The 12747-nt window shown below is 71.4% G+C and carries 9 protein-coding genes; 5 read left to right on the forward strand and 4 right to left on the reverse strand.

The features are described from left to right. Positions 1-32 precede the first annotated feature (32 nt). The 3 genes from ACFVQ0_RS19970 to ACFVQ0_RS19980 form a co-directional block, all read right to left on the reverse strand. Positions 33-1385, reverse strand: a complete 1353-nt coding sequence (locus ACFVQ0_RS19970; RefSeq protein ID WP_390089715.1) for an MFS transporter — start codon at positions 1383-1385, stop codon at positions 33-35. A gap of 210 nt (positions 1386-1595) precedes the next feature. Beyond that, positions 1596-2765, reverse strand: a complete 1170-nt coding sequence (locus tag ACFVQ0_RS19975; RefSeq protein WP_390089717.1) for an acyl-CoA dehydrogenase family protein — start codon at positions 2763-2765, stop codon at positions 1596-1598. Between the two features lie 24 nt (positions 2766-2789). Beyond that, positions 2790-4346, reverse strand: coding sequence for a long-chain fatty acid--CoA ligase (locus ACFVQ0_RS19980; RefSeq protein ID WP_390089719.1), 1557 nt, complete (start codon positions 4344-4346; stop codon positions 2790-2792). A gap of 113 nt (positions 4347-4459) precedes the next feature. Between ACFVQ0_RS19980 and ACFVQ0_RS19985 the strand changes: the two genes are divergently transcribed. Continuing rightward, on the forward strand, positions 4460-5086 hold the full coding sequence (locus ACFVQ0_RS19985) for a TetR/AcrR family transcriptional regulator (RefSeq protein ID WP_390089721.1): 627 nt from the start codon (positions 4460-4462) through the stop codon (positions 5084-5086). 117 nt (positions 5087-5203) lie between these two features. Beyond that, positions 5204-6391, forward strand: coding sequence for a serine hydrolase domain-containing protein (locus tag ACFVQ0_RS19990; RefSeq protein WP_390089723.1), 1188 nt, complete (start codon positions 5204-5206; stop codon positions 6389-6391). A gap of 107 nt (positions 6392-6498) precedes the next feature. Here the strand turns inward: ACFVQ0_RS19990 and ACFVQ0_RS19995 are convergent, their stop codons facing one another. After that, positions 6499-7395, reverse strand: a complete 897-nt coding sequence (locus ACFVQ0_RS19995) for a helix-turn-helix domain-containing protein (protein ID WP_390089725.1) — start codon at positions 7393-7395, stop codon at positions 6499-6501. Positions 7396-7880: 485 nt separating this feature from the next. Between ACFVQ0_RS19995 and ACFVQ0_RS20000 the strand changes: the two genes are divergently transcribed. The 3 genes from ACFVQ0_RS20000 (at position 7881) to ACFVQ0_RS20010 (ending at position 12732) form a co-directional block, all read left to right on the forward strand. Beyond that, positions 7881-8867 (forward strand): hypothetical protein, encoded by a 987-nt coding sequence (locus tag ACFVQ0_RS20000; protein ID WP_390089726.1) that lies wholly within the window; start codon positions 7881-7883, stop codon positions 8865-8867. A 98-nt stretch (positions 8868-8965) separates the two neighbouring features. Beyond that, positions 8966-11074 carry an ATP-binding protein gene (locus ACFVQ0_RS20005; protein WP_390089728.1) on the forward strand — a complete coding sequence of 703 codons (2109 nt, stop codon included), beginning with the start codon at positions 8966-8968 and terminating at the stop codon, positions 11072-11074. A gap of 32 nt (positions 11075-11106) precedes the next feature. Continuing rightward, positions 11107-12732 (forward strand): ABC transporter substrate-binding protein, encoded by a 1626-nt coding sequence (locus ACFVQ0_RS20010; protein WP_390089730.1) that lies wholly within the window; start codon positions 11107-11109, stop codon positions 12730-12732. Positions 12733-12747: the final 15 nt, after the last annotated feature.

Here is a 12747-nt window from a genome sequence, read left to right on the forward strand (position 1 = left end):
GGAGCCCCGGATCCTGAGCGGCCCGGCCTTGATCAGTGGCTCGTGCTGCCGGCCGGTCGCAGCCGCCGGGCGTCGTGCTCCGGGCGGATGCAGCCCACCGCGAGCAGGCCGGCCAGGACCATGACGAGGGCCGTGACCAGGAAGGCGGCGGTGTAACCGGAAGCCGTGCTGTCCGCCGTGTCGACGAGGTGGCCGGTGAGGTACGGCGCGACGAGGCCGGGCAGTGTGCCGGTGGCGGCGACGATGCCGAAGACGGCGCCGCGCTGGGCGGTGGGGACGACTTCGGCGGCGGTCATGTAGTGCAGGGGGATGGCGACGGCGACCGTACCGAAGGCCAGCCCGATGAGCAGCAGGCGCGGCGGGGTGCCGTCGACGAAGGGGAAGGCGGCCATGGCGCAGCCGGCGAGGCAGACCGCGATGCCTTGCGCGGCACCGCTGGACCAGCGACTGGTGACGCCGCGAGCCTTGAGCGCGTCCATGAGCGGGGAGATGGTCAGCAGCAGGACGAGGCTGAAGGCCGAGACCGCGCTGACGGTGGTCGCCGCCGTGCCGGGGGACATGCCGAGCTCGGTCCGTAGGTAGGACGGCAGCCAGGCCTGACTGAGGGCGAGCGCCCAGGAGGCGCCGAAGGCGCTGGAGATGCTGCCCAGGACCGTGCCGGTGAGAAGGATCCTGCGGTAGGGCAGCCGCAGTGGGGCGAGCGCCTGTTGACCGGGGTGCGCGGGGCGCGCCTCGTCGAAGGGGCCGTCATGGCCGATGCGCCACCAGAGCAGTGCCCAGACCGCGCTGACCGCGGCGAGCGCGCCGTAGGCGGAGCGCCAGCCGTGCTGGGCGATGAGCCAGGTGAGGGCGGGAGCGGAGATGAGGGTGCCCAGGGCGGCGCCGCTGATCTGCAGGGCGGAGGGAAGGCCACGCCGGTGCGGCGGATACCACTTGTACAGGGCGTGCATGGACATCGAGGCGGCCGGCCCTTCCGCGGCGCCGAGGAGGACACGGCCTGCGATCAGCGCCGGGACGGCGGCCACGACGAGGACGGGCAGCTGTGCGACGGCCCACGTCAGCGTCATGACGAAGAGCAGGGTGCGGCTGGAGATCCGGGAGGAGAGGAATCCGACGACGAGTCCGGAGAGGCTGAACAGCAGAAAGAAGGAGCTGGCGATCAGCCCGTAGGTGCTGTGGCTGATGTGCAGTTCGTCCATGATCGGGACGGCGGCGAGTCCCAGGACGGCCTTGTCGGCGAAGTTGATCACCATGAAGGTGACGATCATGGCGGTGACCAGCCAGGCCCGGCGTCGGTCGTAGGAGGGAGTGTCGGCCGATGACGCGTCGAGGGGACCCGCGGGGGACGCGGAGGCGGCCGGGGACGCGGCGGGCTGGGATGGCATGGGTGACTCCTGCGGGGTGTGGTGAAGCAGGGGGCCGGGCGATGGGAAGCCGGTCCCGCGGCCGCGGCGGCTCACGCGGAAGAAGTCGCGGTGTCCGGTTGCCGAGGGGGCCTGGTGGGTCGCCGTCCCCGGTCCCGCCACCCGGTGTGGGCAGGGCGGACGGAACGGGGAGGGGCATCGAGCGCCATGCGTGTCGGGGCCGTGCTGTGCTCAGACGAGGGCCTTGGCGATGGCGTTCTTGTGGATCTCGGTGGTGCCGGTGACGATCCGGAACATGCGCAGGGAGCGGAAGATCTGCTCGACCTCGTGGCCGCGGGTCAGCCCCGCCTTTCCGTGGATCTGTACGGCCTGGTCGGCGACGCGGAAGCAGGCCTCGGAGACGAACAGCTTGCACATGTTGGCCTCGACGGAGATGTTCTCGCCTCGGTCGGCGCGTGCGGCGGCGGCCGCGACCATGGAGCGGGCCGCGTAGAGATCCGTGGCCATGTCGGCGAGTTTGTGCTGGATGGCCTGGAGGGCGAGGAGTGGCTGTCCGAAGGCGACGCGGCTCTTGGAGTGGGCGACGGAGAGCTCCCAGGCCCGTCGGGCGGCGCCGATCAGTGAGGGGCAGTGCAGCAGCCGGTTGAGGGTGATCCGGCCGATGCCGATGCGTAGGCCCTGGCCGATCTCGCCGAGCAGGTTCGCCGCCGGGACGCGGCAGTCCTCGAAGAGGAGATCACCTTCCATCTGCTGGCCGGACATGGGCACTTCACCGTCCAGGACCCGGCAGCCCGGGGTGTCGAGATCGACGAGGAAGGCGCTGTACGTCTCCTCTGTGCCGGCCATGCGGGCGACGACGATGGCGAAGTCCGCGAAGGGGGCGGCGGAGGAGAACACCTTGTGCCCGTTGAGGACGTAGGTCTCGCCGTCCGGAGTGGCGGTGGTGCTCATGCGTCGTACGTCGGAGCCCGCGTCCTGCTCGGTGATGGAGAAGCAGCACGCCCGCTCGCCCCGGATGACGGGCATCAGATATCGCTCGACCTGATGCCCGGTGGCGTATTTCACGATCGCCCCGACGCGCAGCGGTCCGCCCATGTCCCCGAGGACGGAGTGCGACAGGGCGGCGCCGGATGCGGTCAACTCCTCTTTCAGGGCGCACAGTTCGGTGAAACCGAGACCTTGGCCGCCGAGCTCGGGGGGCAGGCTGATGCCGTAGAAGCCGAGTTCGCCACTGCGCTTCCAGACGTGTTCGAGCGTCGGCCGGTCGAGCCTGCTCTCGGCGGTGATGCCGTGGGCCCGCTCGTAGGGGATGAGTTCGTCGGCCAGGTAGGAGCGCAGTCGGACGACCAGGTCCCTCAGGGGCGGGTTGTCGTCGTAGGAGGGTTCGAGGGTGTACGGCATGGTGCGGGTTCCTGTTCTGAGGGGTCAGTGGACGCGGCGCTCGGTGCCCGCCCAGTACCGTTCGCGGATCGCGCGGCGGTCGATCTTGCCGTTGGGGTTGTGGGGCAGGGCGGCGACGATGTCGACGGCGCGGGGCTTCTTCATCCGGGCGAGGCGGTCGGCGCAGAAGGCGATCAGCTCGGACGTGTCCAGGAGGGCGCCGTCGCGGGGGACGACGACGGCCTGGACGGCCTCGCCCCACTGCTCGTCCGGGATGCCGACGACGGCGGCCTCGTACACGTCGGGGTGCTGGTGCAGGACGGATTCGACCTCGACGGCGTAGATGTTGAACCCGCCGGAGATGATCATGTCCTTCTTGCGGTCGACGATGAAGACGTACCCGTCGGACCTGCGGCGGGCGAGGTCGCCGGTGCGGAACCAGCCGCCGCGGAAGGTCTCGGCCGTCAGGTCCGGTTCGTTGTGGTACCCGGGGACGACGTCGGGCCCGCGTACGGCTATCTCGCCGATCTCCCCGTCGGCGACGGGGGTGCCGCTGTCGTCGACGATCCGCACCTCCGCCTCGGCGAGCGGACGCCCGCAGGACAGCAGCAGTTCCTCGTCCTCCCCGTCGATCGCCCGCCGGTGGTCCTCGGTCGTGAGGAACAGCACGCCGGAGGTGGTCTCACCGCATCCGAACCCCTGCGCGAGCACAGGGCCGAAGAGGTCCCACGCCTGCCGGATCCGGGCCGGTGCCATGGGTGCGGCGCCGTAGATGAGCCGGCGCAGGCTGGAGACGTCGTAATCGCGGGCGTTCGGCAGCGCGAGCACGGTGTTGACCATCGTGGGCACGACGAAGGCGTGCGTGGCGCGCTCCCGCCGGACGGTGGCGAGGAACTCCTCGGCATCCCACCGCGGCAGCACGATCGCGCAGCCGCCGGCGTAGAAGATGCCCATCAGTGGCATGCCCGAGGCGTGCGTGACCGGCCCGGCCAGGATCTGCCGGTCGCCGGGGCCGACCTTGGTCCCGTCGCCCATCACCGTCTTGCGCAGCAGCGCCAGGCGGTTGCCGTACGTCTGCACCGCCGCCTTGAGCTTGCCGGTGGAGCCGGACGTGAAGTGGAGTACGGCGGCATCGCTCTCGGCGCAGTCCACCTCCACGGGCTCGGCGGTGGTGGCCGCGAGGGTCTCGGTGTAGCCGGGGCCGAGGTCGCTGGGTCCGTCGTAGCCGAGCACCGTCCTCACCGCGGTGCCGGGGACGGCGGCGCGGGCGCATTCGAGGTGGGCGGCGTCGGTGAGGAGGACCCGGGCGCCCGACTCCGCGAGCAGATGGGCGACCTCCACGGTGCCGAGCCGGGCGTTGACCGGTGCGCGCGTCAGCCCCGCCTTGTACAGGGCGACCTCGGTGACGACGAGTTCGGCACGGTTGGCGGCGAGTGTGGCGACACTGTCGCCCCGGCTCAGGCCCAGTCCGCGCAGCGCGGTGGCGAGGCGGTCGCTGTGGTCGTCGAGTTCCGCATACGTCAGCCGGACGGGGCCGCAGACCACCGCTTCGGCATGGGGCTGATGGCCGGCTGTCCGGCGTACGTACCGCCCGAGGTTCATCGCAACTCCAGAGTTTCCGAACAATGTGTCTCATTGAAAGCTTGATGTTCGGTAACGTAAACGCAACGCTAAGGTCGGGTCAACGGTCCGGAGGAGAAGGAAGCCAAGTGGATATGAAGCCGACGGGAGACCGTCGAGTCCGCAGGACGCGGGCCGCGCTGCGCCAGGCCCTGGTCGAACTGGTCCTGGACAACGGGTTCCAGGCGATCACCGTCGAGCAGATCACCGAGCGCGCCGATGTCGGTCGTGCCACGTTCTACGCGCACTACCGCGACAAGGAGGACCTGCTGATCGGCATCGTCCGGGACCTTGCCGACGACCGTGAACGTCTGCTGCCGGCGATCCGGCAGGCGCGCGCCGAGGGCTTCACCGGCCTGCCGGTGAAGTACATCTTCGAGCACGCCGAGCAGGAGAAGCCGGTCTACCGCGTCATTCTCCGGGGCGAGGGCGACGGGCGGGCGCTGCGCGAGTTCGCCGAGCTCATCCGCGTACAGGCCGAGGCCGCCTTCCGGCTGCGGGCCGAACAGCTCGCGGTCACGCCGAGGATTCCCCTCGACATCGTCGCCCGCGCATGGACGGGGGAGCTCATCGGCGTCCTGACCTGGTGGGTGGAGAGCGATACCGGGTACACCGCCGCCGAGGTCACCGCCCACCTGCGCGACCTGTCCGTCTACGGCCGCGTCTGGGCCACCGGCCTCGCCCCGTCGGACGCCCCCGGCGCCCTCGACCTGGCGCCCTGAACGGCCCCCGGCGCCCGCTTCCGTCTCGGCTCCCGCACGGCGACCACTGGGCGAGTTACCGAACAAGATGTACGGTAACGAGCTCAGAAGGTACGACCTACCGAGCGGAGCGGACGTATGACAGGCATGTCCACCCTGGCCGACCTCGTCTGGGCGCGGGGATACACCGATCCGGCCTGGGCCCGTCGGCACACGACATCGGGCCGGGAGCTCGTTCCGAGCCGCAGTGTCTGGCGCGGCTCGGGCGGGCCTTCGGCTCTGACCGCCACACCGTCCGGCGCCCTGGACGGCCTCGCCCTCCCCGGCCCGCACGGGCGGACGCTCACCCTCGACGAACTGCTCGCCCAGGCCGAGACCGACGCCCTGCTCGTCCTGCACAGGGGGTCGCTCGTCCATGAGCAGTACCTCCACGGCTACCGGCCCCACGTCCCGCACTTCAACGCCTCCGCGGCCAAGTCCTACCTCGGCCTCGTCGCCGCCGTCCTCGCCCACCAAGGCCAACTCGACCGCAACACCCAGGTGTCGAAGTACGTCCCCGAACTGACCGGCACCGCCTTCGGTGAGGCGCAGGTCGACCATCTGCTCCACATGGGCACCCGGATGAGCTACGCGGGCCGCCCCTACGACAAGGCGCTGGAGGCCCAGCGCTACTTCGCGGTCCTCGCTCCCCAGTTGCGCCCCTACGCCTACACCGGACCGGCCACCATCCGCGAACACCTCGCCACAGCCCGCTCGACCGGCGAGCCGGGCGTGGAGTTCCGCTACGAGAACGGCAACGTGGAAGCGCTGGCCGAGGTACTGCGCCGCGTCACCGGCACCACGACATCGGCCCTGCTGTCCGAGACGGTCTGGTCGCGGATCGGCGCCGAGGAGGATGCCTACTACGTCGTCGACGCGGACGGCACTGAAGCCGCCTGCGGCGGATTCAGTGCCACGGCCCGCGATCTGGCCAGGTTCGGCGAGATGATCCGCTGCGGCGGCGCCGTCGCCGGCCGCCAGGTCGTCCCGGAGGCGGTCGCCTCCACGATCGTCTCCGGCGTACCGGACGGCTACCCCCGCCGCGTCCGCTTCCCCGCGGCACCGCCCGAGGCGCCCGCGACGCTCTCGTACCACGACCTGTGGTGGATCCCGAACGACCCCTACGGCTCCTTCATGGCCAGCGGCATTCACGGCCAGCGCCTCTTCGTCTCACCCGCCCTCGACCTGGTGATCGTCCACTACGCGTCCCAGGTCGTTTCCCCGGCGGTGCCCCAAGTTCCCCTGGTCCAGGCGTTCCTGACGATCGGTACCCATCTCCAGGGGTGAGGAGGGGCCGGAGTCCCCCGCACCGGCCGGGATGCGGCCGTCCGGGCGATGCGGGTCAGGCCGGCGCGTGGGGGCCATGGTCGGCTCGGGGGTCACGGTGGTGACGCTCAGGCCCTTCTGCAGTCGCGGCAGTGCCCCGGCTCCGTGGCGCGGAACGCGCGCTCGCAGGTCTCGCAGTTCTGGAGCGGGATGACGACGACCTTGCGACGGGGCGCGGTGAGGTCTGCGGTGCCGGGGAGCGGTGCCGGGAGGCGGGTGGTGATCCGGTGCCGGAGCAGCTTCGCCGGGTGTTTCAGGGGGACGGGGAGGTCGGCGGTGAGGGCGTGGCGGATGGTGTCGGGGTGGGCGTCGCGTTCGAGCCAGGTGGCGACCCCCGGGGTGAGGGCGCGGACGTCTCTCTCGGAGAGCGTCAGCTCGGGTGCGTGGCGGCGCAGGTCGGCCAGCAGGGTGGCAGCCGTCCGGTGCAGCCCCTCGGCGGGCATGTGCGGCTGGGGGAGGGGCGGGGGAGGCGGCGCGGGCGCGGGAGCGGGTTGCTGCGGGGGCTCCGGGGGTGCCGCTTGCGGTGGGGTGGCGGCCGGCCGGGGCCGTGGCGCGGGGGCTTTCGAGGCGTCGATGCTGCCCGGCTGGTTGTACGAGATGGTGCGGGTCACCACTCGGCCCTCGGGGAGGCGCACGCGGCTCCGGTGCAGGTAGCCCTCTGCCTCCAACTCCCTTAAAGCGGCCGCGATACGGGCCTCGCTCTCCGGGAAGCGGTCGGTGAGCACCTTGATGCCGACCTTCGCCCCGGCGGGCAGCGACTGGATGTGCGCGGCCAGCCCGATCGCTACGAGGGAGAGCTCGCGGTGCTGGGCGAGGTGATTGCCGATCACCGTGAAGCCAGAGACGTGGCGGGTGTTGACGTGAATGACACCGGATGTCGGTGTGACGTCGCGGGGGCCGACGGAGGGGCCGGGGAAGCCGTCGGGCTGGGCGCACGGGGGCGCGCTAATCTGCTGGGTATCCATCAGGAAGGTTCTGCTTCCTCGTGGTCAGGCCTCGGTCGGGATTCTCAGTCCAGGCCGGGGCCGTCTCATGTCTGTGGTTGTCGCGGCGAGCATATGCCAGCCAACCCGTCCCAAATCCAGCTGAGTTGCCATTTGTCACCCGCGCGAGTGATGGGCGTTCGGGCGGGGGTGGGGTTGGGTTTGGTGGGGTTATTTCCCTTGGTTCTTTAAAAGCCTTTAGACGTCGTGGGCCGCCGCGTCGCGGCCGACCGGGTCGCGGCCACGTGGGTCGCGGGCGCCCGCGACCCGGTGGAATCGGTCACGGTGCGGCAGGCGGTCATCCAGGGTGCCGGTCACCGCGGTCATGGTCGGCTGAGCCGTCAATTCCGGTTTTTCGTAACGAAGTTGACGCGCATTCCCGTGGACCGGAGCTGATTAGGGGGATGAACCTGGGGTAGGTGCGGCAGCTGAGCCCTCGAAGAACAAGTAGGAACAGGACCTTGTCTGTGTCAGATCCCATACCGGCGTTACCCGGCCACGACGTCCTTGACGCATACGTCGACAGGTACGGTCCCCGCCTTCTGCTGTGGGTCTGGGACAGGGCGGAGGGCGCGCTGCACCGGCACGTCTCCTGCGCGGGGTTCGGCTCGCTCCAGAGCATCCCCATGAGCGCGGTCCGGCTTCTCGTGGACCACCTGTGTGCCGAGGAGCTGATCGAGACGGTCGACGGGCCGGGGGCGGTGACCGGGGCTCCCGTGGTCACCCTGCGGGCCGCCGGGGCGGAGCGGGCCCGTTGGCTCCAGGCCCTGCGGGCGAACGCCGCGGAGCGGACCCGGCACGCGGCGCGGGCCGTACTGCACTGGATCCACGCCAACACGCACCGGCAGCCGTTGCGGATCAGCGGGTTCCTCGATTCGCCGGACGTCTTCTTCCTCGGCGACGCCCTCTCCCGGAGCGAGGTCGCCCGAGCCCTCACCTACCTGGCCGCCGAAGAGCTGATCACCTGCGAGGGCCCGCCGTTCCACCACGACGTCGGCTCGCACGTGGCGCTCACCTCGCAGGGCGTGGCGGTCGTCCTCGCCGGGGTCACGGACATCGGGGCGTACGTGGCACAGCAGCGTGAGTACCGCAGGCCCGCCCAGCACACCCACATAGAGGCCGGGACGATCGAGAACCTCACCCAGGGCGACTCCGACCACAGCGTGCACACCTCCATCGAGATGCACACCGCGCTCCAGCCCGCCGGTCTCGCCAGCCTCATCACGGAGCTGGCCCCGGCGCTCGATCTCGATCCGGAGGCGCTCGCGGACCTGCTGAGGAGCGCGAACGCGCTGGCGGGCGGCGGTGTTCCGGACGACGAGCCGCCACCGGACCGGCAGCGCGGCCTGATGGAACGGATTCGGGGCTGCCTCACCTCCGCCCCCGACACGGTCGGCCGGCAGCTCCTGATGGACGCGGTCGGCCAGGCACTGGGCAGGATGCTCGGCGGCTGACACGCGGGGCAGGGCGGGGGCGGGGCAGCGGACACGCGGGGCGGGGTCCGCACAGGACGGAGCGGGACTGAGCAGGACGGCGGAACGGGGGAGGGGCGATGCGGACGCCTTTGTACGCACGGGATCCGATCGTGCGGGGGCTGGTTCCCCGCCTGGTGGGCATGGCGCCGGACCGGCGGGAACTGGTGCCCCAGGAGCACCGGGGAGACCTTCCCCTGACGCTGCTGTCCGGGAGCCACGGCATGGGCAGGACCGCGGTCCTGGACGTCCTGGACGCGTCCTACCGAGGGCGGATCCCGCTCGGCAGGGTGGACGCCGCACGGGTCGAACAGGCCCACCGGCTCGGCCCCGTGGCGGCCAACACCTCCGCGGTGGTCGAGATCCTGGAGCAACTGGCCGGCGAACTCGCCCCGGCGGTACCGGGGGCCGTACGGCTCCGCTTCTCCCGCCTGCTGCCGGGGCTGTTCGCCGTATCCAGCTGGCACCGGGGCGACGAGGAGCAGCAGGCGCTGGCCCGTGACCGGATCGCGCGGCTGCTCGTCGCCTGCGGGCTGGCGAAGGGGGCGGAGGGGGCGGAGGGGGACGGTACGGACTGGACGTACGACGTCAGTGAGCGCCTCGCGGACCCGGACCGGCGGCAGCACGACCTGGCACCGGTCACGGAGGCCGTCGTCCAGCAGTACTTCGGACGGCACGCGCGGTCCCGCGCCGGGAAGTCGGTGCAGGAGTGGTACCGGAGCCGCTCCAGCGGCTCGGAGGACGGGGAGGCCGCCCTGATCCGGCTGAGTCTCCGCTTCCACCAGGGCGGTGACTTCCAGGACGCCGTCGAGCGCACCCTGATCGCGGCCTTCCTCGAAGACCTCGCCGACGCCTACGGGCGGTGGCAGCGCGTCAACCGGGCGCCCCGCCCGCTGGTCCTGCTGGACAACGCCCACACCGGGGCCGGGCGGCGTTTCCTCGGCCTGCTGCTCGACCACCGGGCCGCGCCGGGACCGGACGTCCGGGACCCGCTGGTCGTCGTCGCGACCCGGCTGGGCGACGACGCGGCCCGCTACCCGGACGCGACGGCCCGGGAGCTGCCCGAGCTCACCCACGAGTCCGGCTGGGAGCGCACCGTCGCCTCTTCGCCGTCGGCCGGACTGCTCACGGTCGCGCTGCCCCCGCTGGCCCGTGCCGACCTGCTGCTGATGCTCGACGCGGCCCGGGTCCCGCTGCCCCGCCATCTGCCGTCCGCCCTGTACTCCCTCACCCGTGGGCATCCCCAGGGCAGCCGGGTGCTGTGCGAGGCGGTCGTCCGCGCCGAGCGGGCCGTCGACCCCGAGACCCTCCTCGACCTGCCCGTCGAGGAGGGCCGGCCCGCGGGCGAGGTACTGCTGGAGCGGCTCGTGCCCCAGCCGCAGCTGCGCGCCCATCTGGCGCCGCTCGCCCTGGCGCGTGACCGGGCCGCCGCCCAGGTCCTGAGCACGGCGGCCGTGCTCGCCGACGGCGGACTCCCCGGCGCGGGGCTTCCCACCGCGGCCCGGTATCTGGAGGAGGAGCACTGGGCCGACGGCCCGCGGGACGGGACGGACGGTGCGGGCGGCGACGGGTCCGGTGCGCGGGCGGGATTCGTGGCCGACCCCTTCCTGCGGGCCCTCCTGGTCCACGAGGCCCGCCGGACCAGCGCGCAGGCCGGGCCGGGACGGGGCTGGGCCGACCTGCACGGACTGCTGCGGCAGCACCACGAGGAGCGCGGAGCCGGCCACGAGCCGGACGTCCTGCGGCACATGCTCGCCGTCGGGGACGCGGAACCGGTGGTGAGCCGGCTGACGGAGTACTTCGGGGTCTGGCCGGCCGGCCGCTGGCTCGACGCCCTGCCTCACGTCGCCTCGGCCCCGCACCCGCCCCGGGACCGGTGGACCGACCACCGTGCCGAGATCGCCCGGGGCTCCCACGACCACCTGTACGCGGAGGCCGACGACATACACCGGTCCGTCAACCGGCTGCTGCACGCCCTCTGGTACCTGTCCGAGACGTACGCGGAACCGATGGACGACCTGTGCCAGGACATCGGCTCCGAGCTGGCCTTCCTGTCGATGCGCCATCCGTCGGGCCGGGCGGTGCTCAACGAGGCGGCCCGCTCCTGGCCGGCCGCCGTACGTGAGCGCAGGCCCTGCCCGACGCACGGACCCGACTACGGACGCGGCCCTCTCCGCGGTGAGGAGTGAGAACTGTGCTGGACCGTTTCAGGATCCGGGCCATGGGCCCGGGAGACAGAGTCATCGCCCTGATCGTGGCCGTCGTCCTGCTCGCGGCGGTCGCCTTCGTGGTCGTACGGGCGCTGCCGGAGAAGTGCGGTGACGGCTTCGAGGAAGCGTCGAAGGAATGTGTCGGCGTCACCGCGGGCGTTCTGGACGGCGACCCCGAACTGGACGGCCTGATACGCGACGTGGCGGACGAGAACGCCCGGGTCGAGAAGGGATGGAAGGACCCGGTGAACGGCCAGGCGCGTATCCCCTACGTGCGCATCGCCCTGATGATGCCGTTCACCACGGACGCCACCAGCTCCATGAGTACGGCGCAGATCGCCCGTGCGCTGGCCGGTGCCCATGTGGCCCAGCTCAGGGCCAACGCGCAGGCCGGGCCCCGGTACCAGCTGCTGCTGGCCAACGACGGCAAGGACCTCGATCACTGGGAGCCCGTCGTCGAGCGGCTCGCGCCGATGGCCGCCGACAAGGAGGCACCGCTGGTCGGCGTGTTCGGCATGCCCAACAGCACCCCGGACACGCTCGCGGCGGCCAAGGCCCTTTCCGGCCACCGGATTCCGACGATCGGCCCCATCCTGACGTCGACCACGATGCAGGCCGGATACTTCTTCAAGACCTCACCCTCGAACGACCTCCTGGTGCGGGCGCTGGGGTCGTACCTGGAGAAGAACCCGGGAGGCGATACCGGCTTCCTGGTCTCCGACCGGCGGGAGCAGGACAGCTACTCCACCGACCTGCGGGACGTCTTCCTCAAGCACTTCGGCAAGAAGTACGGGCTGAAGCAGCGCCAGGCGTCCTACCTGGGACTCATCGGTGACGACAAGGGCGTCCCGCAGCGCTTCGCCGACGTGGCCCGGAGCATCTGCCTGACCAAGGCGGACACGGTCTTCTTCGCGGGCCGCGATCACGACCTGCCGCATCTGGTGAACCAGCTGGCGAGCGAGCCCTCGTGCAGCCACACCATGCCCACCCGCATCCTCAAGGTGGGGATCGGCATGGACCCCGAGTCGACCGGTACGAAGATCACCGCGCACCTGCGCGCCGCCCGGATCACCCTCGTCGGCGCGGCCTCCGTCGACACCCTGGGCTGGAAGGACCCCGCGCGGCTCCCGGCCGGGCCCCAGGGGTTCCTGGAGACGTTCGAGAAGCTCCGCAAGACCATGCCGGACGACCCGGCCTGGGGCGCGAAGCCCTTGGACGACGGCTACGCGGTGATGTACCACGACGCCTTCACCGTACTCACCCAGGCCACCGACCGGGCGTACGACGACATCAACGGCGAAGAGGGGGAGGGGAAGACCGGGGAGGACAAGGGCGGCGACCGGCGGAAGAAGCCCGGCGCCGTGGAACTGCCCAGCCACGACGATGTGTACAACACCGTCGTCAACATGAACATCCTGGGGACCGACAAGGGCGCGAGCTGTGTGAACTGCATGCGCGGAGCCAGCGGCACCTTCGGTTTCGACGATTCCCCCGACACCCGGAAGTGGGCCGTCTGCAAGCCCGTTCCCGTCATCGAGTACCCGGCCGCGCCCTCCACCGGCAAGGACGCCAAGGAGAAGAAGCCCGACCGGGTCTACCGCACCTACGAGGACAACTTCGACGGCTCCTGCCCCTGAGGCGCCGCGGTCGCG

Source organism: Streptomyces sp. NPDC057900, from assembly GCF_042887885.1.
Classification (GTDB): Bacteria; Actinomycetota; Actinomycetes; order Streptomycetales; family Streptomycetaceae; genus Streptomyces.